The sequence below is a fragment of the Verrucosispora sp. FIM060022 genome (assembly GCF_003977705.1).
In the GTDB taxonomy this organism is placed as follows: domain Bacteria; phylum Actinomycetota; class Actinomycetes; order Mycobacteriales; family Micromonosporaceae; genus Micromonospora; species Micromonospora gifhornensis.
Window position 1 is genome coordinate 127,990 of the sequence record NZ_RQIV01000002.1, and the last position, 21,459, is coordinate 149,448.

19 protein-coding genes, 2 tRNA genes and 2 pseudogenes are annotated in these 21,459 nt (G+C 70.2%); 9 read left to right on the forward strand and 14 right to left on the reverse strand.

Annotation, left to right across the window (positions count from 1 at the left end):
* The first annotated feature begins 114 nt into the window (after positions 1-114).
* The gene (locus EG812_RS07130; RefSeq protein WP_043721844.1) at positions 115-585 is read left to right on the forward strand and encodes an ATP-binding protein; all 471 of its coding nucleotides are present in this window, start codon (positions 115-117) and stop codon (positions 583-585) included.
* Here the strand turns inward: EG812_RS07130 and EG812_RS07135 are convergent, their stop codons facing one another.
* The 6 genes from EG812_RS07135 to EG812_RS07160 all read right to left on the reverse strand — a co-directional run bounded on the left by EG812_RS07135 (position 586) and on the right by EG812_RS07160 (position 6,645).
* A complete protein-coding gene (locus tag EG812_RS07135) occupies positions 586-1,419 on the reverse strand; it encodes a phosphoribosylaminoimidazolesuccinocarboxamide synthase (RefSeq protein WP_126711174.1) in 834 nt (277 codons plus the stop codon).
* An 82-nt stretch (positions 1,420-1,501) separates the two neighbouring features.
* Complete coding sequence (locus tag EG812_RS07140; RefSeq protein WP_013735750.1) at positions 1,502-1,738, reverse strand: hypothetical protein; 237 nt, start codon at positions 1,736-1,738, stop codon at positions 1,502-1,504.
* A 116-nt stretch (positions 1,739-1,854) separates the two neighbouring features.
* Positions 1,855-1,928, reverse strand: a tRNA-Met gene (locus tag EG812_RS07145).
* A gap of 264 nt (positions 1,929-2,192) precedes the next feature.
* Positions 2,193-2,266: transfer RNA gene (locus EG812_RS07150), tRNA-Met, on the reverse strand.
* A gap of 166 nt (positions 2,267-2,432) precedes the next feature.
* Positions 2,433-5,438, reverse strand: a complete 3,006-nt coding sequence (locus EG812_RS07155) for a UPF0182 family membrane protein (protein WP_193386271.1) — start codon at positions 5,436-5,438, stop codon at positions 2,433-2,435.
* A 193-nt stretch (positions 5,439-5,631) separates the two neighbouring features.
* Entirely contained in the window at positions 5,632-6,645 is a 1,014-nt protein-coding gene (locus EG812_RS07160; protein WP_043721852.1) for a YlbL family protein, read from the reverse strand.
* Positions 6,646-6,759: 114 nt separating this feature from the next.
* Here EG812_RS07160 and EG812_RS07165 point away from each other — a divergent pair, with 114 nt between their 5' ends.
* Entirely contained in the window at positions 6,760-8,061 is a 1,302-nt protein-coding gene (locus tag EG812_RS07165; protein ID WP_043721854.1) for a zinc-dependent metalloprotease, read from the forward strand.
* A gap of 181 nt (positions 8,062-8,242) precedes the next feature.
* Here the strand turns inward: EG812_RS07165 and EG812_RS30230 are convergent.
* From EG812_RS30230 to EG812_RS07175, 3 genes and pseudogenes are all read right to left on the reverse strand, one after another.
* Positions 8,243-8,587, reverse strand: a pseudogene (locus EG812_RS30230) (hypothetical protein); the annotation flags it as partial.
* A 95-nt stretch (positions 8,588-8,682) separates the two neighbouring features.
* Positions 8,683-8,917: pseudogene (locus tag EG812_RS30235) on the reverse strand (hypothetical protein); the annotation flags it as partial.
* 42 nt (positions 8,918-8,959) lie between these two features.
* Positions 8,960-9,481, reverse strand: coding sequence for a M48 metallopeptidase family protein (locus EG812_RS07175; RefSeq protein WP_013735755.1), 522 nt, complete (start codon positions 9,479-9,481; stop codon positions 8,960-8,962).
* A 519-nt stretch (positions 9,482-10,000) separates the two neighbouring features.
* Between EG812_RS07175 and EG812_RS29260 the strand changes: the two genes are divergently transcribed.
* The 3 genes from EG812_RS29260 to EG812_RS07185 all read left to right on the forward strand — a co-directional run bounded on the left by EG812_RS29260 (position 10,001) and on the right by EG812_RS07185 (position 12,795).
* The gene (locus tag EG812_RS29260) at positions 10,001-10,168 is read left to right on the forward strand and encodes a DUF5679 domain-containing protein (RefSeq protein ID WP_012014940.1); all 168 of its coding nucleotides are present in this window, start codon (positions 10,001-10,003) and stop codon (positions 10,166-10,168) included.
* Between the two features lie 193 nt (positions 10,169-10,361).
* Positions 10,362-11,456: a hypothetical protein gene (locus tag EG812_RS07180; protein WP_126711176.1), complete on the forward strand. Its 1,095-nt coding sequence runs from the start codon at positions 10,362-10,364 to the stop codon at positions 11,454-11,456.
* 10 nt (positions 11,457-11,466) lie between these two features.
* The gene (locus tag EG812_RS07185) at positions 11,467-12,795 is read left to right on the forward strand and encodes an ABC1 kinase family protein (protein WP_013735757.1); all 1,329 of its coding nucleotides are present in this window, start codon (positions 11,467-11,469) and stop codon (positions 12,793-12,795) included.
* A 311-nt stretch (positions 12,796-13,106) separates the two neighbouring features.
* Here the strand turns inward: EG812_RS07185 and EG812_RS07195 are convergent, their stop codons facing one another.
* The 3 genes from EG812_RS07195 to EG812_RS07205 all read right to left on the reverse strand — a co-directional run bounded on the left by EG812_RS07195 (position 13,107) and on the right by EG812_RS07205 (position 16,182).
* Positions 13,107-13,472 carry a WhiB family transcriptional regulator gene (locus EG812_RS07195; protein WP_013735759.1) on the reverse strand — a complete coding sequence of 122 codons (366 nt, stop codon included), beginning with the start codon at positions 13,470-13,472 and terminating at the stop codon, positions 13,107-13,109.
* A gap of 132 nt (positions 13,473-13,604) precedes the next feature.
* Positions 13,605-13,892, reverse strand: a complete 288-nt coding sequence (locus EG812_RS07200; protein ID WP_013735760.1) for a hypothetical protein — start codon at positions 13,890-13,892, stop codon at positions 13,605-13,607.
* Between the two features lie 151 nt (positions 13,893-14,043).
* Positions 14,044-16,182: an ATP-dependent DNA helicase UvrD2 gene (locus EG812_RS07205; protein WP_126711177.1), complete on the reverse strand. Its 2,139-nt coding sequence runs from the start codon at positions 16,180-16,182 to the stop codon at positions 14,044-14,046.
* 92 nt (positions 16,183-16,274) lie between these two features.
* On the opposite strand from EG812_RS07205, the gene EG812_RS07210 reads away from it, so the two are divergent.
* On the forward strand, positions 16,275-16,517 hold the full coding sequence (locus tag EG812_RS07210; protein ID WP_013735762.1) for a mycoredoxin: 243 nt from the start codon (positions 16,275-16,277) through the stop codon (positions 16,515-16,517).
* Between the two features lie 82 nt (positions 16,518-16,599).
* Here EG812_RS07210 and EG812_RS07215 read toward each other — a convergent pair whose 3' ends face one another.
* Both EG812_RS07215 and EG812_RS07220 read right to left on the reverse strand, forming a co-directional pair.
* A complete protein-coding gene (locus EG812_RS07215) occupies positions 16,600-17,724 on the reverse strand; it encodes a M14 family zinc carboxypeptidase (RefSeq protein WP_158632494.1) in 1,125 nt (374 codons plus the stop codon).
* A gap of 336 nt (positions 17,725-18,060) precedes the next feature.
* Complete coding sequence (locus EG812_RS07220) at positions 18,061-19,374, reverse strand: MFS transporter (protein WP_126711179.1); 1,314 nt, start codon at positions 19,372-19,374, stop codon at positions 18,061-18,063.
* Positions 19,375-19,592: 218 nt separating this feature from the next.
* Between EG812_RS07220 and EG812_RS07225 the strand changes: the two genes are divergently transcribed.
* The 3 genes from EG812_RS07225 to EG812_RS07235 all read left to right on the forward strand — a co-directional run bounded on the left by EG812_RS07225 (position 19,593) and on the right by EG812_RS07235 (position 21,353).
* Positions 19,593-20,573 carry a helix-turn-helix domain-containing protein gene (locus EG812_RS07225; protein ID WP_013735765.1) on the forward strand — a complete coding sequence of 327 codons (981 nt, stop codon included), beginning with the start codon at positions 19,593-19,595 and terminating at the stop codon, positions 20,571-20,573.
* 60 nt (positions 20,574-20,633) lie between these two features.
* A complete protein-coding gene (locus EG812_RS07230; RefSeq protein ID WP_013735766.1) occupies positions 20,634-20,867 on the forward strand; it encodes a DUF397 domain-containing protein in 234 nt (77 codons plus the stop codon).
* A 216-nt stretch (positions 20,868-21,083) separates the two neighbouring features.
* Positions 21,084-21,353 (forward strand): hypothetical protein, encoded by a 270-nt coding sequence (locus EG812_RS07235; protein WP_013735767.1) that lies wholly within the window; start codon positions 21,084-21,086, stop codon positions 21,351-21,353.
* Positions 21,354-21,459 lie beyond the last annotated feature (106 nt).

Below are 21,459 nucleotides of genomic sequence, written 5' to 3' on the forward strand. Positions count from 1 at the left end.
CGTCACCATGCCACAAGCGATCAGCCGGCACCTCGGCCCATGCGGCCCAACGAACCCTGACGTACGGTGGTAAATGCCGCGTAAAGCTCCGCGATCTTCTGTCGGGACAGGGCCATGACAAACGCAGAACCGCCTACACCGCGTACGGTGGTGCCCATCGAACACGCCCTCCTGATCGCCGATGCCTTCGACCAGGCTCAGGTGACCGAGCTTCGACACTCGGTCGCCTCCTGCGCGCACGCCGCCGGGCTGCGCGACGAGCGTCTGGACGACTTCGTGCTCGCCGTCAACGAGCTGATCACCAACGCCGTGCGGCACGGCGGGGGCCAGGGCTGGCTGCGCCTCTGGGCGGAGCCCGGTCAGCTGCTCTGCGAGGTTTCCGACCACGGCCGGGGCATCAGCGCCCAGCGACTCGACAACCGCAACCGGCCGGCGCCCGACACGGCCGGCGGCTGGGGCCTCTGGCTGGCCCGCGAGCTGACCGACGCGATGGATGTCGCGACCGGCCCGGCCGGCACCACGGTACGCATCCTCACCGCGACCGTGGTGACCGAGCAGCACATCGGCCGACACCGGCTGGAGTGATCACTCCCAGCGGTTGCCGGTCAGCTTCTCGTAGACGTCCACGTAGCGGGCGCGGGTGGCCTCGACCACCTCGGCCGGGACCTCGGGCGCCGGCTCCTGCTTGTTCCAGCCGCTGCTGGCCGCCCAGTCCCGCACGTACTGCTTGTCGTAGGAGAACTGCGCCCGACCGGGCTGGTACGACTCGGCCGGCCAGAACCGCGACGAATCCGGGGTGAGCACCTCGTCGGCGAGGACCAGCGTGCCGTCCGCCGCCCAACCAAGCTCGATCTTGGTGTCGGCGACCAGGATGCCCCGCTGCGCGGCCAACTCGGTGCCGCGGCAGTAGACGTCGATCGTCACCTGACGCAGCCGTTCGGCGGTCTGGGCACCGACCTTGTCGACCACCTCGGCGAAGGTCATCGGCTGGTCGTGCTCACCCATCGGCGCCTTGGTCGACGGGGTGAAGATCGGCTCCGGCAGGATCGACGCCTCGACCAGCCCACGCGGCAACTCGACTCCGGAAACCGCGCCGGTGCGCTCGTACTCCTTCAGGCCGCCACCGGTCAGGAAGCCTCGGGCGACGCACTCGACGGGCACCATCTCCAGCCGACGGCAGCGGATCGCCCGACCTGCGAACTCCGGTGGCACGTCGGTCGCCGAGATGACGTGGTGCGGCACCAGGTCGGCCAGTTGCTCGAACCACCACAGCGACAGCGCGGTGAGCAGCTTGCCCTTGTCCGGGATCGGGGTCGGCAGCACCACGTCGTAGACGGAGATGCGGTCCGAGGCGACCAGAATCAGATCGTCGCCGTCGGCGTATACGTCCCTCACCTTGCCCGAATGCAGAAGTTCCACGGCGACAAGTAGACCACGTGCCGCGCAGGGTGCCGAAAAGCAAGGTGCCCTCGGCGAGGGCGGTGCGGGAGCCGAGCCCAGGTCAACGCCGGCGGCGCGTCATCCGGACCACCAGCAGCACGACCACCGCCACCACCGCCAGGCAGCAGAGCAGGCTCAGGAAGCCGAAGAAGCCGCCACCACGCCGCCGTCGGGCGGCCTCGACGACCAGCTCCCCGGTCCCGGTCGAGGCCCAGGCGGCGACCGGAACGAACACCGAGAGCACGACCACACCCAGGAGCGTGCTGAGCCGCCCCCACCACTTGCTGAACGAAGACATGGGCTCATCCTCGCCGACGAACGCAACCGTGGTCGACGAACGGCAGCTGTGTCGACGACGCGAGTTGGCGAAACGACGATGGCCCCGGACCTGAGTCCGGGGCCATCGTCTGGCAGTAGCGGGGACAGGATTTGAACCTGCGACCTCTGGGTTATGAGCCCAGCGAGCTACCGAGCTGCTCCACCCCGCGTCGGTAGATTCAGCCTACCGCACCCACCGCTGCACCGATCACCCACCCCCACCATCGGCACGCAGTCGGTGCGAACACCGCCCACCGGGGCCATTCGCGCACCACCGCCGCGAGTCATGACCCACATACGCATGCCCGCTGGAGCACCAGCGGTGGCACCGACCCGACGACGGACGCGGTACCGGACCCGGCGAGGAGCCCGACACGACAGCGCGCCGAGACCACGATGGCCCCGGACCTGAGTCCGGGGCCATCGTCTGGCAGTAGCGGGGACAGGATTTGAACCTGCGACCTCTGGGTTATGAGCCCAGCGAGCTACCGAGCTGCTCCACCCCGCGTCGGTAGATCCACCGTAGCGCACCACCCCTGGCCACCGCAAAACGACGCCGGAACGGCCGCTCGGCCCGGGCCGCTCCCACGGTCACCAGCCTCACCATGAAAGCCGAAAGGGCCTGCGGTGGTGATCGGAGAATCACCACCGCAGGCCCTCGCGGTCGACGAACGTCAGCCGCTCGGTGTCGGAGCACCCGTGGGCGTCGCACCGCCCTGGGCGCCGCCTCCGCTGGCCGCCTGCTGCGCCTGCTGGAACGCGGTCAGCGCCTCGTCCAGCTCCTTCAGCGCCCGGCCGTACCGCTCGAAGTCGCCGGACGTCTGCGCGGCCCGCACCTCCGTGATCGCGGCCTGCACGCGGTTGGCGGCCGCGGCCAGGTCGCCGGTGAGCGGCGGTGCGTCAGTAGCCGGCGGGGTCGGCGACGGAGTGGCCGACGGCTCGTCATCGCCGGCCGGCGGCTCCTCGGTGGCCGGCGGCGGATTGCCCGCATTGGCCCGCTTACCCTGCTCGACCAGCTGCTTGATGCCGTCGGTCGGGTTGTCGGCCAGCACCACGAAGGAACCGCCGTCGCCGTAGGACACCAGCACCTTCTGGAGCAGCGGGTACGCGTCGGTCTGGTTGCTCTTGACGTAGACGGGCTCGACGTAGAGCATCCCGTTGCCGAACGGCAGGGAGAGCAGGTTGCCGTACTGCACCTGAGCCTGGTTGGAGGAGAGCAGGTTCAGCTGCTGCCGGATGTTGGCGTTGTTGGTCATCTGCTGGTGCACCTGCACCGGCCCGGAGACCCGGGTCTGGTCGGGCAACTCCAGCACCTGCAACCTGGGCTTGCCGTCCTGGTACGACCCGGAGATCAACGCCGCCAGGTTCTGTCGACCGTTCGGGGTGACCGCGCTGGTCAACTGGAAGGTCGGCGCGTCCTGCTCGGGGAACTGGGTGTAGAGGTAGTACGGCGGCTGCTTGACCTCGCTGTCGGGCGCGTCCGGCACGTTCGGGACCTGCCAGAAGTCCTGCCCGGAGTAGAAGTCGCCGGGGCTGGTGACATGGAACCGGGTGAGCAGGTTGCGCTGCACCTTGAACAGGTCGGCCGGGTAGCGGAAGTGGGCGGCCAGCGCCTCCGGGATCTCGGCGCGCGGCTTGATCAGGTCACCACCGAAGGCCTTGTTCCACGCCTTGAGCACCGGGTCGTTCTCGTCGAACTCGTAGAGGGTGACCGTGCCGTCGTACGCGTCGACGGTCGCCTTCACCGAGTTGCGGATGTAGTTGACGTTCTCCCGGGCCAGCTGGATGGTGCCCCGGCCGGTCAGCTCGTCGGTGGTCTCCTGCTGGAGGTTGACCCGCTCGGCGTACGGGTAGGTCGCGGCGGTGGTGTAGCCGTCCACGATCCACTGCACCCGGCCGTCGACGACCGCCGGGTACGGGTCGCCGTCCAGGGTGAGGAACGGCGCGACCTTCTCCACCCGGTCCCGCGCGTTACGCACGTAGAGCAGCTTGGAGTTCTCGTTGACCGCCTCGGAGAGCAGGAAGTTCGCCTCCTGCTCCTTGATCGCGTAGAGCAGTCGCCGGGTGAACGACCCGATCTCGACGCCACCTTCACCGGTGTAGGTGTAGTACGACTCACGGCCCTCACCGCTCTCGCCGGCCGGCCGGTCGAACTCGGCGGGGTTGGCGTCCGGGCTGGGCTTGCCGACGATGGCGTAGTCGCCGTCCTGCATCCGCTCGCCGTAGTAGATCCGGGGCTGGTTGGCCGGGATCAGGTCGGTGGGCGAGGAGCAGGACTCCTGCGCCCGGTCGCCGAGGAAGCCGGAGACGAAGTACGGCTGACCACCGCAGACCACCCGGTTGGCGGGGGCAGCCACCACACCGTAGCCGTGGGTGTAGACGGTGTGCCGGTTGATCCAGTTGCTCTGCTGGGCGGTCAGCTCGCCGTAGTTGATCTCACGTACGCCGACCACGTAGTCCTGGGTCTTGTCGTCGACGGTGTACCGGTCGATGTCCAGCTTCGGGCCGAAGTCGTAGAAGCCACGGACCTGCTGCAACTGGGTGTAGGTCTCGCTGACCAGCTGCGGGTCGAGCAGCCGCACGTTGGACACCACAGTGGTGTCGGTGGCCAGACTCTCCGGCGGCGTCAGGTTGCTGGCCGCGTACGGCGTGTGTTGCGCGATGTCCAGCCCGAACGAGGCCCGGGTGGCCTGGATGCTGCGCTCGATGTACGGCGCTTCCTTGTCCCGGGCGCTGGGCTTGACCTCGAAGGTCTGCACCGCCCAGGGGTAGATGCCGCCGATCGCCACGGCGGAGACGCCGAGCAGCGCCAGGGAGATGCCCGGCCAGACCAGGTTGCGCATCCAGGCGTTGGAGAACACGATGATCGCGATCGCCACCACCACGGAGATGTAGGCGAGGATCTCCTTGGCCGGCAGCAGGGCGTTGATGTCGGCGTACCCGGCGCCGTAGACGCCCACGCCGTCGTTGTACTCCAGCAGCATCGAGCGCCGGTCCAGCACGTACGCGACCGCCTTGAGCAGGACGAAGACCGCGACCAGCGAACTCAGGTGGGCCCGCGCGGCGTTGGTCATCCGGTCTCCCACGCCCTGCAGACGCACCCCGCCGAACAGGTAGTGCACGGCCAGCGAGCCGATCAGGGCCAGCACCACGGCGGTGAAACCGAGGCCGAGCAGGAACCGCCAGAACGGCAACTGGAAGATGTAGAAGCCGATGTCGGTGCCGAATTCGGGATCCTTGACGCCGAAGTCGCCGCCGTTGCGGAAGAGCAGCCACTGGTTCCAGCGGCTCTGCGCGGACAGGCCGGCGAACAGACCCACGATCGCCGCGGCCAGCGCGATCCACAGCCCGAGACGGGGGCCGAGCAGCATCCGGTACCGCTCAAGCGTGGCCTGTTCCGGCGAGTGCGGCCGGTTGCGCGGCCGCAGTCGTTGGGCGAGCCAGAGGTTGCCCCCGACGATCGCCGCCATCGCGGCGGCGGCGGCCAGGAAGAGCACCAGCCGGGTGACGAGCACCCCGGTGAAGACACCTGTGTAGTCGACCTCGGAGAACCACAGCCAGTCCGTCCAGGCCTGCACCCCCCAACCCAGCAGGGTGAACAGGACGAACACCCCGATCAGAACGCCGACCGTGACGCGTCCACGTCGGCTCATCCTCGGCAGGGGGCTGCTGCTACGCATGACCACTGTTGGCTCCGCACGCTCGATATGATCGGCACCGACCAGGCACCCAGAGTACGGGGTGTTCCTGCAAGCGTTCGCGCAAGGTCGCGTGGCGACTGCGTCGAGCGGTCGATCCGTAGCCGGGCGGTCCCCGAGTTTGGCCTGGTCAGAGGCTTGAGCGTCAACGGTTGCGAATGGTCACCGGACGATCTCAGCAGTGCGTCGGTTCGCCGCCGGAGCGCATCGTCTCCAGCGCCGCCAATGCCTCGTCGAGCGAGCCCACCTTCACCAACGGCAGATCCGGCTGCCGGTTGCGCACCGCCTCGGCACAGTTGGCCTCCGGCACCAGGAAGGCCGTCGCGCCGGCCTCCTTCGCCCCGACCAGCTTCTGCGGGATGCCGCCGATCGGCCCGACCTGACCGGAGTCGTCGATGGTGCCGGTGCCGGCGATGATCCGGCCACCGGTGAGGTCCTCCGGGGTCAGCTTGTCGATGATGCCCAGGGCGAACATCAGACCCGCGCTGGGACCACCGATGTCCTTCAGGTCGAAGGAGAGGGTGAACGGGTGCGGCTGCTGCTGCCCGATGTCGACGCCGATGCGGGGCCGACCGTCGATCTCCCGGCTGGTGATCGTGGCGGTGTCGGCCACCCCGTCGCGGGTGAAGCCGACCCGCAGCGGCGTGCCGGCCGGCTTCGCCCTGATCAGTTCGGTAAGCCGGGAGGCCAGCGGCACCGCCTCGCCGTCCACGGAGGTGATCACGTCACCCTCCTGGAGCAACCCGGCCGCCGGCCCGTCGGCGGACACTCCCTTGACCACGACCTGGACCTCGTACCCGAGCTTGCGCAGCGCGGCGGTCTCCGCGCTGGTCTGCGAGACCTGGAAGTCCTCGGCGTTGCGCTGCTCGACCTGCTCCCGGGTCTCCCCCGGCGGGTAGACCAGCTCGCGCGGCACCACCGCCTGATCGTCGTCGAGCCAACCCTGGATGGCCGAGCGCAGCTTCACGTTGGGCTGCACGCCGACGGTGGTCAACCGGAGCTGACCGGTGGAGGTGGAGGTCTCCCGGCCGGAAACCTGGATCACCTCCTTGCCGTCCTCCTGCCCGAGCGTGTCGACGGTCGGACCGGGACCGAGCACCACGTACGGAACGGGCGCAGCGAGCACCCCGATGCTGAGCAGGGCGGTGAGCAGAGCACCGAGCAGGACGGTCACGCCTCGACGTCTCATGCGGCAGAGCGTACCGAGGCGGGACACGGCGTCCGGGCGGCACGACGGCGACTTCGCCCTCAGCGCAACAGCGGCGCGGGCCACCTGGGCTGCGGCACGCGTACCGTAGACGTCGTGCCTGATATTCCGTTCGGTTTCGCGCTACCGGGTGGGCAGCCGCCCGACCCCAACGACCCCGCGCAGATGCAGCAGTTCATGTCGCAGTTGCAGCACCTGCTCTCCGCGCCGGGAAGCGGGCCGGTCAACTGGGACCTGGCCCGTCAGGTCGCGGCCAGCCAGCTCGCCGCGGCCGGCGACCCGGCGGTCTCGCCGTACGAACGCAACGCCGTCGAGGAGGCGCTGCGCATCGCCGACCTCTGGCTGGAGCCGGCTTCCGCGCTGCCCTCCGGCATCCGGACCGTGGTGGCCTGGAACCGCAACGAATGGATCTTCAAGACGCTCGACGTCTGGCGCAAGCTGTGCGACCCGGTCGCCAGCCGGATGGTCGGCGCGATGGGTGACCTGGTGCCGCCGGAGGCCCGCGCCCAGCTCGGCCCGATGCAGTCGATGGTCGCCACGCTGGGCGGCGCGCTCTTCGGCGGCCAGCTCGGCCAGGCGCTCGGCTCGCTCGCCGCGGAGGTGCTCTCCGCCGGTGACATCGGCCTACCGCTCGGCCCGGCCGGCACCGCCGCGCTGATCCCGGCCAACATCCGCAGCTACGGCGAGGGCCTCGAACTCCCCGAGGACGAGGTACGCCTCTACGTGGCGCTGCGTGAGGCGGCGCACCAGCGGCTCTTCGAGCACGTGCCGTGGCTGCGCGGGCACGTGCTGAACGCCGTGGAGACGTACGCCGCCGGCATCCGGGTGAACCGAGAGGCGATCGAGGAGGCGATGGGTCGGGTCGACCCAACCGACCCCGAGTCGATGCAGGCCATCGCCCTGGAAGGCATCTTCACCCCGGAGGACAGCCCGACGCAGAAGGCGTCCCTGGCCCGGCTGGAGACCGCTCTGGCTCTGGTCGAGGGTTGGGTCTGCCACGTGGTGGACGGCGCGGCGGCCGGCCGGCTGCCGAACGTGGTCGCGCTGGGCGAGGCGTTCCGTCGGCGCCGGGCCGCCGGTGGGCCGGCCGAGCAGACCTTCGCCGCACTGGTCGGGCTGGAGCTGCGCCCCCGTCGACTGCGGGAGGCCGCGGCGCTCTGGGCGGCGCTCACCGAGCACCGGGGCATCGGCGGCCGGGACGCGCTCTGGGGCCACCCGGACCTGCTGCCCTCCGACAACGACTTCGCCGACCCGGTGGCCTTCGCCATGGCCGACGTCGACCTGATGACCGAGCTGGAGAACTTCGACTTCACCGCCCCCGGCGGCCCGGAGGAGAAGGCCCCGGGCGAGCAGGACCGCCGCGACGACGACCCCAAGGGCGGCGACACCCCGTCCTGACCGCTGGGCGCGGCTCTGATCCGAGCCCACTGTCGCCAGGATCACGCTTCAGGCAGGGAAAGCACGCTCGTCCAGCGCAAGATCACGCTCGATCTGGGATCGAGTGGCTTCGGATGTCCTTGAGGCCACTCGATCCGGGATCGAGTGCGCGTTGAAGTTCGCCCCGTCGACGTACACCTGTTCAGACCGCGTCGGGCAGCAGGGCCCGGGTGTTCTCCCAGCCACCGAGGGCGGGGTCGAGCCGGGGCAGGTCCGCCGGGCCGCGTAGCCGGTGCCAGGACGGGGTGACCGCCAGGTCACCTGGGCGGGGTGCTGCCGCGCGGACGGCTGCGGGCACCGTGGCGTCCAGATCCAGCGGCGGCAGCCAGGGCGGTACGGGTAGCCGGGCCGCCACACCCAGCAGGCCGGAACCACCCTCGGCCGGGGCGACCGCGAGCGGACGGCTGGTCAGCGGACGCAACAGCTTGCCGATGGTGAGCCCCGGCAGGTCGGGAGCGTCCCCAGCGATCACCGCCGCCTGTTCGTACGGCCCCGACAGCCGCTCGTCACCCGCCCCCGACCCGGCACCGCCGACCAGGTCAGCGTCGGCAGCCGGGGCGGTGGTGCTGGTCAGGGCGGCGAAGACGGCGTTCGGGGTCGGTTCGGGCACCTCGTAGACGCTGGTGCCGGGCCAGATCACGGCGTCGGCCAGCCAACGGTCGGCCGGGGTGACCGCCACTGCGGTGTCCACCTCGTTGAGCGTGGCCAGCAGGTCCACCACGTCCTCGGCGAGCGCCGTACGCCAGTGCACCGGGTCGATGCCGGGCGGCGACCAGCTGATCGGCCCGAGCAGGGCCACCACCACACGTCGGGGCATCCTCCGACCCTACGCGGAGCCGGACCGACGCGCTCACGGGCGTCAGGGGGTGCCGGAGACGGCGGCCACGCCTTCCAGATAACCTCGGGCGCGTTCGGTTTTCGGGTACCTGCCGACCAGCGCCCAGAACTGGGCGTTGTGACTGGGCACGATGAGGTGCACGAGTTCGTGCAGCAGCACGTAGTCGATGACCCAGTCGGGCATGTCCTGGAGCCGGTGCGACAACCGGATGGACCGGTCCGCCGGGGTGCAGGAGCCCCAACGGCCGTTCTGGTTGCTCACCCACCGGACGATTGCCGGAAGCGCCTGTTTGCCGTATTCGGCGAGGTAGAGATTGATCAGCCGGTCGGCGCGGTCCAGCAGCTCAGCGTCGGAACGGGCCAGGCGGCCCTCCCGGGCTGCGAGCCGGGCGAGCATCCGGTCGACCCACTCGCTCTCCTCGGCCCGGGAGAACTGATCCGGGATGAGGACGACGACGCGCTCACCGTCGCGGTAGGCGGACACCGTGCGTCGCCGGCGCTGGCTGCGCCGTACCTCGACGACCGGCTTCCGCGGCCCAGCCATCAGTGGACCGCGCAGCCTCGGTTTGCTGTCACGATGGCAAGCTAATGCGTTGTGACCAGGGGTCCGCAAGGGTCAACCCCGGACACGCGTCCGAAAAGTGATAATTGATTGCCAGGAGTCCTAAAAAAAGTCTGACCCAGGTGCCACGATCACCCTTCGTGGTGAGCGCCGAGCGGTAGGGTCGCCGCGCCCGCGACTCTAAGTGATCATCGCAGCGGCGGCCGAGTCGGGGCCTCACCCCCCGCGCACCGGCACCACCAGCGCATTTGCGGGCTCCCGGTCGGCGTGTCCCCGCGAAACTGACTGATCTGGCCCGATTCGGCGTGCACACTCTCGACGTCGCCTTGCTCACAGTGGCAAAGCGCAGCTGACATGGAACCGCCCACACCTGGGTAGGGTCCGCCAACCAGCGGTCACGTGGGTGGCCGCGGGAAAACACCAGCGCCGGGCGCCGTACGCGACCGCCGCCGGAAACCCGCCGGACCGGTATCGACCGGCGGACGAGACGAGGAGGGCAACGTGGCCGACCAGGCCCAGACCTACAACGGTTACTGCGTCAAGTGCAAGGAGAAGCGGGACTTCGAAGGCCGCGTCGAGGTCTCGAAGACCGGCATGAACATGGCCAAGGGCAAGTGTCCGGTGTGTGGCACAACAGTGAACCGCATCCTGGGCAAGGCCAAGGTCTGACGTACGCGCTCGACCAACGGGGGTGGCCGACGGCCACCCCCGTTCGCGTTTTCGCTTACTGTCGGACGACCGACTCTGGTTACCCGCTGGTTGTGGATATCTCGCCAAATCCTGTGGACAGCCCTGGATCTGAAGCTGGCCACCTGTGGACAACGATCGACGCAACGCATGGACTCGGTCACTATTCGTACCCATGCCGCCTTCCCCGCCGTCACCACGTCCCACCCTGTTGCCCGGGCTCAGCCGCCTCTGGCGCGACCGGCACACCCTGCAACTCGGGCTCGATCAGGAACGGGCCGTCCTCGTGGAGATCGCGGACCCCAGGACCGCCGGGCTGCTCGACCTGCTCGACGGCACGCACAGCGAACGGCAGGTGCTGACCGGAGCCGGTGCCCGGACGGAGTACGCCCGCACCCTGCTCGACGCCCTTCGCACCGCCGGCCTGGTGGTCCCCCTGCACACCCTGGTGCCCCGCGAGCTCACCGGGCCGCGCCGGGCCCGGCTGGTCACCGAGGCCGCCGCGCTGGCGCTCGCCGCCGCCCGGCTTCCCGGCACCCCCGCTCAGGTACTCCGGCGCCGACTGGCCAGCCGGGTCACGGTCACCGGCGTCGGCCCGCTCGGTGCCGCCATCGCCGTCGCCCTGGCCCAGGCCGGCGTCGGCCACGTCCATCCCGACCTGCCCGGCTGCGTCCGACCGATCGACCTGGTCGGCACCGGCATCACGGCTGGTGAGATCGGCCGGCCACTCGGCCGGGCGGTCCAGGCCGCCGTGGCCCGGTCGGCACCCGGCACCGGCACCAGTGCGCTACGCCGGCCACGACCCGACCTGGTGATCCAGTTGGGCGCCGACCGGCCTGCCCCGCTCCTGGCCGCCGGCCACGCCCAACGGCGACAACCACACCTGATGGTCGACCTGCGGGAAGGTGTCCCGGTGATCGGGCCGCTGGTCCGGCCGCCCGACGGGCCCTGCCTGGGCTGCCTCGACCTGCACCGCACCGACCGCGACCCCGACTGGCCGGCGCTGGCCGCCCAGCTGGCCAGCCGCCCGGCCGCACCGAGCTGCGCGGCGAGCATCCTGCTGGCGGCCACCGCGCTCGCGGTGGGCGAGGCGCTGCACCAGCTGGACGGCGCCACCCCGGAGACCCTCGGCGCAGCGATCGAGATCGCGTCCCCGGGCAATCTGCGGCGGCGCCACTGGCCGCCGCATCCCCGCTGCGGATGCTCGCGCACCCGGACGTCCGGTGGCCAGCCCGGCCGCACGGCAGCAACGAGGGTGCAGAGTCAGTAACAATGGCCAGGTGACCGACATCCCGCGCCGCGCCGTCTCCCGGACCGCCAAGCTCGCCGCTCTGCCGCTCGGCTTCGCCGGTCGGACCGTCCTCGGCATGGGAAAGCGCGTCACCGGGCTCGCCTCCGACGTGATCTCGGCGGAGATCCAGCAGCGCACCGCCGAGCAGCTGTTCAGCGTCCTCGGCCAGCTCAAGGGCGGGGCGATGAAGTTCGGTCAGGCGCTGTCGGTCTTCGAGGCCGCGCTGCCGGAGGAGGTCGCCGCGCCGTACCGGCAGGCCCTGACCAAGCTCCAGGAGGCCGCGCCACCGCTGCCGGCCGCCAGCGTGCACCGAGTGCTGGCCGAACAGCTCGGCCCGGCCTGGCGGGACCGCTTCGACAGCTTCAACGACTCGCCGGCCGCCGCGGCCAGCATCGGTCAGGTGCACCGCGCGGTGTGGCGGATGCCGGACGACACGACCCGCGACGTCGCCGTCAAGATCCAGTACCCGGGCGCCGGTGACGCCCTGCTCGCCGACCTCAAGCAGCTCTCCCGACTGGGTGGGATGTTCCGGGCCATCCAGCCGGGGCTGGACATCAAGCCGCTGCTGACCGAGCTGCGCGAGCGGATCACCGAGGAGCTGGACTACGAGCTGGAAGCGGAGTCACAACGGGCCTTCGCCACCGCGTACGCGGACGACTCCGAGATCTACGTGCCGACGGTGTTCTCCGCCTCACCCCGGGTCCTGGTCACCGAGTGGGTGGAGGGCACCCCGCTGGCCGACATCATCCGCGACGGCAGCGAGCAGCAACGCGACGAGGCGGGTCGGCTGATGGCCACCCTGCACCTGTCGGCCCCGATGCGGGCCGGGCTGCTGCACGCCGATCCCCATCCGGGCAACTTCCGGCTGTTGCCGGACGGCCGGCTCGCAGTGATCGACTTCGGTGCGGTGGCGCGGATGCCGGAGGGCACCCCGGAACCGATCGGCCGCATCGCGGGGCTGGCCCTGCGCGGCGACGCCGACAAGGTGGTGGCAGGCCTGCGGGCCGAGGGCTTCGTCAGCGCCGACGCTCCGGTCGACGGCCAGGCGTTGCTGGACTTCCTGCGCCCGATGCTCGAACCGATCGCCACCGACGAATTCCGGTTCACCCGGGCCTGGCTGCGGGCCGAGGCCGCCCGGCTGGCGAATCCGCGCTCACCGGCGTACCAGTTCAGTCGGCAGCTCAACCTGCCGCCGTCGTACCTGCTCATCCACCGGGTGACGCTCGGGTCGATCGGCGTGCTGTGCCAACTGGAGGCCAGGGCGCCGTACCGCGGCATCATGGAACGCTGGCTGCCCGGCTTCGCGGCGGTCAGCTGACCACCTCCGCACATAGGTCGGCGGGCGAGGACCTTTCTCAGGTCCCCGCCCGCCGGTTCGGTTGCTGGTACTACAGGACGCCCAGTTCGCGGGCCGACCGGTTGCGGCTGGCCATGGCGACGGTACGGGCGGATCGGGTTGCCTCAGTGCTCGTGGTGGTGCGACCGGCCTGAGGCCGGAGCATTCGAGCCCTCGACAACGCTTCGTTGAGTAGTTGCATTTCGGCGACTCCGCTCAGCAGGTGCAGCATGGATTTCGGCTTTCTCTCGGCCGGTGCGACACCGGCGGTACGGGTTCGGTTCGGGAACATGTCAGGCCGCCAGCCGGACGGCGTTGCGCGAGGTGGCAAGGCCGTTGGCCGCCAACCGCGCCTCGGCCTCGACCCGCAGTGCGGCGTCGCGGGCGAGGTCCTCCTTGCGCGGACGGCCACGGGGCCGCTTGCGCGGGACGACCGCGCCACGCTCGAAGATCTCGCCACCCCAGACGCCCCAGGGCTCGGCCCGCTCGACCGCGCCGGCGAGGCACTCGACCCGCAGCGGGCAGTCCCCGCAGAGCGTCTTGGCCACGTCCAGGTCGGTGGGTGAGTCGGAGAACCACAGGTCGGGGTCGAACTTCCGGCAGGGCAGGTTCGCCTCGATCTCGACGTTCAGGTCGAGCGGGGCCAACGCCAGACTCATCTCCCGGTCACCTCTCTCTCATCTCGATCTCGTGGATCGCTGGTCCGACGTACTTCGGCGGTGCAAAAAACTGAGGCCGCGGATCCCGGTATGCGGGTTCCGCGGCCTCGAGGTGAGCCGGTGGTCTGATGGTCAGACCGGTCTACCTCGAGGTGGAACACCGCGGACGTCCATCCGCTTGACGGCGCCATCGACGCCCTTGCCCGTGAAGCCACTGATCCCCTGGAGCCCACGCTGCGTCGGTGCGAGGATCAGCTCGGCCTGAACCTCGACCCGGTGCACCTGCGGAGCCCACGGTCGCGCGGCGGCGACGTTAGCCCGACCGACCGACAGTGGTGCCGCGGCCAGAGTCAGGGCAGCCGACAGCGGAGCGACGGCAACGGGCAGCGCCGTCGGACGCTTGTTGATGTAGCTCTCCATCGGTGCCACCTCCTTTGACGTTCACTCGTAATCGACTCGGGCATTCCCCGGTTGAGCAGCCCGAACAGGGCCCCCTCCGAGGTGTGTTCTGAGGCTATGCCCGCCGACCGCGCGAGGGCAAACGAATTAACGGGCAGATTCAAAAAGTTTTCTACGAGCAGATTTCGTCGACTGCCGCGCCCTTCACCAGCGCCAGCACCGCCTCGCCGTAGAGGCCCAACTTGCGGGGACCGATGCCGGCGATGGCGACGAGTTCCTCGGCCCGTCCCGGACGTCGTTCGGCGAGCGCGACAAGCGTGGCGTCGGTGAAGACGACGTAGGCGGGCACCTTCTGCGTCTGCGCCACCCGGGACCGCCACTCGCGCAGCCGCTCGTGCAGCTCGTCGTCGATATCGGAGGGACAGGTCGCGCACCGCCCGAGCTTGCGGTCGGGCCCGGCGAGCAGGGTCGTGCCGCAGATCCGACAGGAGACGATCCGGGTGGCACTCCGCTGGGCGCCGGGGGCCGGTCGGGTGCCACCGGCCCGTTCCGTCGTACCGGACGCCGACAGCTGGGGCAGGAAACGGCAGGGCCGCCGGGCCCGTCCGCCCGGTGAGCGGGCCGAGGCGTACGACAACCAGAGCCACTGGCGAGCCCGGGTGATGCCGACGTAGAGCAGCCGCCGCTCCTCCTCGACCTGCTCGGCGGTACGCGCGTACGTGGTGGGCAGGGTGCCTTCGGCCAGGCCGACCAGGAACACCGCGTCCCACTCCAGCCCCTTGGCGGAGTGCAGGGAGGCCAGGGTGACCCCGTCCACGGTCGGCGCGTGCTGCTGTGCGGCCCGTCGGGCCAACTCGTCGGTGAAGTCGGCAAGGGTGACCGGACGTTCGACGGTGGCTGCCGCACCGAGCGGCATCAACTGCGGGGTGGCCGCGTACTCCTCGGCGAGTTGGACAAGCGCGGCGAGCGCCTCCCAGCGCTCCCGGGCGGCGCCACCGGGTGGGGGCGAGTCGGGTGTCCAGCCGACAGCGGCCAGCGCCTCGACCACCGCCGCCGCCAACGGCGTCTCGCCGGGGATCGACCGGGTGGCCGCGCGCATCGCCACCATCGCCTGGCGCACCTCGGGCCGCTCGAAGAACCGGTCGGCCCCCTGCACCACGTACGGCACGCCGGACTCGGCGAGCGCCTTCTCGTACGCCTCGGACTGGGCGTTGGTGCGGAACAGCACCGCGATCTCGTGGGCCGGTGTGCCGGCGTCGACCAGGGCCCGGCAGCGCGCCGCCACCGCGTTGGCCTCGGCCGCCTCGTCGGTGAAGATCCGCACCTCGGGTGCGGGGCCGGCGGGGCGCTGGCCGACCAGTTCCAGCCGCAACCGCGCCTCGGTGCCCCGCGCCTGCGAGATGACCGCGTTGGCCAGACCGACCACCTGCGGAGTGGACCGATAGTCGCGGACCAACCGGACCACTGTCGCGCCGCGGTGCCGGCGCGGGAAGTCGACCAGGTACGACGAGGTCGCCCCGGTGAACGAGTAGATCGTCTGGCTGGCGTCACCGACCACTGTCACGTCGTCGCGGCCGCCCAGCCAGGCGTCCAGCAGCCGCTGCTGCAACGGGTTGACGTCCTGGTACTCGTCGACGACGAAGTGCCGGTACTGGTTGCGGACCTGCTCGGCGACGTCCGCGTGCTCCTCGATGCCCCAGACCGCGGCCCGCAGCACGTCCTCGAAGTCGATCACCCCGGTGGTCCGCTTGAGCTTCTCGTACGCGGCGAAGACCTCGGCAACCTTGACCGGCTCGTGCGGCGTCTCGCGCAGCGCCTTGGCCGCGGCCACCACGTACTCCCCCGGCTCGACCAGGCTGGACTTGGCCCACTCGATCTCACCGGCGAGGTCGCGGGCGGCGGTCCGGTCGGCGCGCAGGCCGGCCCGGGCGGCGGCCAGGGTGACCAGCCGGACCTTGCTGTCCAGCAGTTCGGGCATGGCCCGCCCGTCGAGCAGCCGGGGCGCGAAGTAGCGCACCTGACGCAACGCCGCCGCGTGGAAGGTGCGGGCCTGCACCCCGGCCACGCCCAGCTGAGCGAGCCGGTGTCGCAACTCGGCGGCGGCCCGGGCGGTGAAGGTGACCGCGAGCACGTGCCGGGCCGATATCTCACCGGTCAACGCCCGGTACGCGATCCGCGACGTGACCGCCCGGGTCTTGCCGGTGCCGGCACCGGCCAGTACGCAGACCGGCCCGGCGGGGGCGGTGACCGCCGAGCGTTGCTCCGGGTCGAGACCGGCGAGCACGCGTTCGGACGGGGAGTTGACCACCACAACGGGGAATTGTCTCAGCTGCCCCGGACGTTGCAGCGGATAGCCCGAGCCTGGTCAGCGACCAGCCGGGCCCGACGTGGGAGGATCTGACCATGCTGACGATGTACTCGACGCCCTGGTGCGGCTACTGCCACCGGCTGAAGTCGCAGCTCGACCGGGAGGGGATCGCCTACCAGGTGGTCGACATCGAGCAGGATCCGGCCGCCGCCGACTTCGTGATGAGCGTCAACGGCGGTAACCAGACGGTCCCCACGCTGCGTTTCGCCGACGGCAGCGCGCTGACCAACCCCTCGATCGTCCAGGTCAAGCAGCACCTGGCCGGCATCGCCGCCTGACGACGATCGCGGCCTGACAACGCCAGTGGCGGTCCACCCCGGTGCGGGGTGGACCGCCACTGCTGTCAGTCAGTGCGGAGGATCAGAAGTCACACTGGTTCGGGAACTTGATGCAGGTGGTGATCGTGGCACCCCGCGTCGGGAGCTCGTTGTACCGGTCGGCGTCCACGTTCGCCAGCGAACCGTCGCTCATCGCGTTGATGATGCCCCAGAGGCCGTTGACGTTCTGCTTGATGAGGTAGCCACCGCTCTTCTGGCCGATGCCGCCGCGCGACTCGAAGAACATCGCGTTGCTGCGCCAGTTGGCGTACTCACCACGCGGGCCGGGGCCGTTGAGCATGGCGGCCGAGACGACGCCCTCGGGGATGTTGATGTACGGGTAGAGGGTGGTCTCGACCACGCCGCTCTTGTTGGCGGCGTCCGCGGCCGCGACGCCCATCCGGCGTACGGTGTCCCACTGGCTCTGGGTGAGCATGCCGGGGTCGAGCGAGATGCCCACCGAGAAGGTGGTCATCTCGTCGGTGTCGTCGCCGACGTAGTACGTGCCCTGGTGGTGCAGGTCGATCATGTGGTGCGGCTTGAAGTCGGCCCAGGCGTACCAGAACTGCTGCGACTCGACGGCGCGGTACTGGGTGTAGTTGGTGAAGTTGCGCTCGGGCAGCGGGGCCTCGCCACGGCTGGCCCGGACGCTGTTGATCTGGTCGAAGATCTGCCGGTCGACGCCCCAGTCGCGGTTGAGGTCGATGCGGTGGACGCTGTCCTGGCGGCGGTACTCCTCGAAACCATCCGGGTTGTAGATCGGGATGATCGCGAAGCTGATGTTCTTCAGGACTTCCTGCGTCTTCTTCCCACCGGACACCAGGGTCTTGAGGAAGTCCAGCGAGGCTTCGGCACCGTAGGGCTCGTTGCCGTGGATCCGGCCCTGGATCCAGACCCGGGTCTCACCGGTACCGATGAAGGCGATCTCCAGCGGGCGGCCACGGCCGCTACGGCCGATCTCCTCGATCCGGAGGGCACCCTTGCTGCGGGCCGCGAGGGCGTGCATTTCGGCGGAGACCTCGGCGGCGCTGAGGATCGAGGAGCGGTTGAGGGTCTCCTGACCCGGCGGGACGAACGGGCCGTTCGCATTGGCCACCCCGGGCGCCACCATGGGGGCGAGGAGCAGCGCGGCGATCAGGGCCACATGGCGGCGGCGTGGTCTGGTCACAGTTGTGACGTCCCTTCTGAGGCGTGGTGCGGCAGCGTCCAGCCAGACATCGTCGCGGCCCCCGTGCGCCTGTTTCGTCTGTCGCGCTACGTGCTGGCCTGGCTGCGACCCTCCGAGCGGAAGGCTGTGTGTGCTGATCATTGAACGAGGGCCGTTTTCGCAGGTCAAGAGCCAGTGTCAAGTTCCGTCGAATGTGCAGAACGTGACCGTCGACACTCCATCGAATGTTCGGCGTCTGGAGGAGGGGTATCGGCCAGGCCCGCTGCAAGGCGGAAAAATGATCAGATCCCGGGGTTGGTTCAGGTTCGCCGGAATCGCGGTGTCTGAGCGGCGTGATCACCGCCGTACGGTCGAAACGGCCGTATTTCCGTCTTTCCGATCTTCGGGGGCCGGACGCGCTCGCCCTTCGGGTGCGGGGCGCGGTGCCGGGATCCGGGGACGTGCCGGCTGCCCGGCCGGCGGGCTGAGCTGGCGTCCACGCCAGAGGTATGCGGCGGCGAGCAGGGTGACCAGCCCGACCGCGACGAACACCAACCGGTAGTCGAGCACGCCGACGACCAGGGCGCCGGCACCGATCGAGAGCGCCTGCGGCACCCGGGTCACCGCCTCGGCCGCGGCAGCGGCCCGGCCGAGCACCTCGGGCGGGGTGCGTCGCTGCACAAGCGTGTGCAGGCCGACCATGGTCAGCGGCAGCGACACACCGGCCATCAGCACGGCGGCGAAACCGAGCCACATGTTCGGGTACGCCAGCGCCAATGCGGCCGGCCCGAAGAACGCGACACCGGCGGCGAGCGTGCCCACCTCGCCGACCCGACGCAGCACGGCGGCCGAGACCAGACCGCCGACCAGACCGCCGACGCCCTGCACGGTGACCAGCACCCCGACGAACGCCGCGTCCCGGCCCAGTCCCTGATCGACGTACGCGAAGATGAGCGACTCGGTGAAGCCCATCACCAGCGAGCCGAGCCCGTAGCCGACAAGCGCCCGCCGGATCGCCGGCTCGTCGACGAGGTGACGCAGACCCGCGACGAGTTGGACCCGCCAACGCCGGGTGACCGGGCAGCCCTCGGCCGGGTCCTCAGCCGGCTCGGCGAAGGGTAGTCCGCCCACCACGACGGCGGCGACCAGGAACCCGGCGATCCCGACGGTGGCCAGCATGCCGCCACCGACCAGCGCGTAGAGCCCGGCACCGGCCAGCGGGCCGACCAGCCGCAGGCCCTGGCGCACCGTCTGGAGCACCCCGTTGGCCTCACCGAGCAGGTCGGTGGGGACGAGTTCCCGGATCAGTCGACTGAGCACCACGCCGACTGTGAGGTTGGCCAGGCCGTAGAGCGCGGCCACCCCGTAAATGATCCACATGTCGCCCGCGTCGCGCACCGCGAGGAGCGGGGTGAGCAGCAGCGCCATGGCGAGGTTGGTGACCACGAAGACACGACGCCGGGGGTACCGGTCGACGACCCAGCCGACCAGTGGTGCGAGCACCCGCGGGGCGATGATCACGAAGATGATGGCGCCGGCGAGGGCGTCCGATCCGGTCAGGTCCTTCACCCAGATGGCGAGTGCCAGCAGCAGCATCGACTCGGCGATCATGCTGGCCAGCAGTCCGCCGAAGAGCAGGCAGAAGTCCGGGCGTCTCAGGACGGTGCGCATTGATCCCTCCGGGGGTGGCGCGACGGGCGCGGCAGACGCCCCACCCCGGAGCGCCGCAGGTCACGGCGGGGCCCCTCCGGTGTCGGGTCTGCGCAATTCTGGAGACACGCCCTCCGCCGGAACCTCCGGCGCCGGTCGCGACGTCCATACTGACCGTGGGGGGCGACTTTCATACAGTTACCGTCGCGTCTGCGGCGGTCGACGGAAAAGAGGACACCGTGCCTCCAGCCTCACCCGGCCCGATCCTGCGCCGTCGCCGGCTCGGCCTTGAGCTGCGTCGTCTGCGCGAGGCCGCCGGCCTGACCGGAGACCAGGTCATCGACCACATCGGTTGGGCCTCCGCGTCGAAGCTGTCCCGGCTGGAGAACGGACGCAGCCGGCCGGACCCGCAGGACGTCCGGGACCTGCTCGACCTCTACCGGGTCGATGCGACGCTACGGGCCGAACTGCTCGGCATCACGCAGGAGGCGGGCGACATCCGTGGCTGGTTGAAGAACTTCCCGGCCATGACCCGGCAGCAGCGCAGCTTCGCCGAGCTGGAGGCGGGTTGCGTCGAGATCTCCGAGTACAACCCGGTCCTGGTGCCAGGGCTGTTGCAGACCACCGGGTACGCCCGGATGCGGATCACCTCCGCCTGGCAGGTCGACCGGGAGGCCGGCGATCCGGAGGTCGGTGAGGACATCGACACCGAGATCAAGGCGCGGCTGGCCCGGCAGTCGTTGCTCACCCGGGACACCGACGCGCCCCGCTACACGGCGGTCCTGGAGGAGGCGGCGCTCAGTCACCGGGCCGGGCCGCCCGAGGTGCTCCGGGAGCAGATGACGCAGCTGTGCGAGCTGGCCATGCTGCCGAACGTCACGCTGCACGTGTTGCCGCGCGACACGCCGATCGGTCAGTGGTACCTGCCACCGACGGCGTTCTCCCTCTACCGGTTCGCCGACCCGCTCGATCCGGAGACGCTGGCCATCGAAGGTGGCTTCACCGACGTCATGTCGACCGAGGTAATCGCCCTAAATCGCTATAAAGTGGCGTTTGAGTGGCTATGCACGGCGGCGCTGTCCGCAACGGACACCGTTTCCTGGCTGATGGAGTCGGCGGGACGGCTGTCCGAGGCGGGCGTCCCGTCCACCGTGGTAGGTGGTTCGGCAACGGCGCCGACCCAGCGCCGCGGCTCCGCCGGGCGCCTGACGGAACGGTGAGGCAACACCGCACGACAGTCCAGCCACTCGTCGGTGTCGATCGACCTCAGGAGCACAACGATGAACGAGATCCGCAACACCTCCGTCCTCGCCCAACTCGCCGACGCGCCCTGGCGTACCAGCACGCGCAGCCAGACCTCCAACTGCGTCGAGGTAGCACCGCTGCGCAACGGCCCCGCGGCGGTGGCACTGCGCGACAGCAAGGATCGCGGTGGTCCGGTGCTGCTGTTCAACCGGGCCGGCTGGCTGGGCTTCATCTCCGGCGCCAAGAACGGGCAGTTCGATCTGAACTGAACCGAATTCGCGTACGCCCGATGGGGTCGCCGGCATCGGTGCCGGCGGCCCCTTGTCGTTCGGCGAGCCCGACGAGCAGGGGTCGGATGATCGGACGAGCCTGCGTCCAATCCGAGCGTTCCACTTGATGAGATGCGATTGCGGCGTAGCATGACGGATGTACCTGACGTGGAAGTTCCACCAACTCCACCCGTCGCGGCACATCCGGAGACCCACATGCGGTTCCTGATCGTTCGCACCAGCATCCGCGCCGCCGCCGAAGCCGACATCACGGCCGCCTGGGCCGAAGGCCACCGGCTGCGGGACGAGACCACCCGACCCGAGCCGCGCCGCCAGGTGGTGCACGCTGAAGACCGCGACGCCGCCTTCGTGCTGGCCCGCGCGTTCGCCACGGTCGGCGCCGTACGTTCCGGCAGACAGCGGATCAAGGTGCTGCCGCTGGACGACCCGGGGGGACGGCAGACCCGTCCCGACCCCGGCAGCTGACACCCGCACTCGTCCGTCATGGTCGACCGGCTCCCCCGCCGCGTTCCTCACCCAGCCGACCACGACGGCCCGTGTCCCCGGCCCGTGACCGCCGCGGCAACGACGG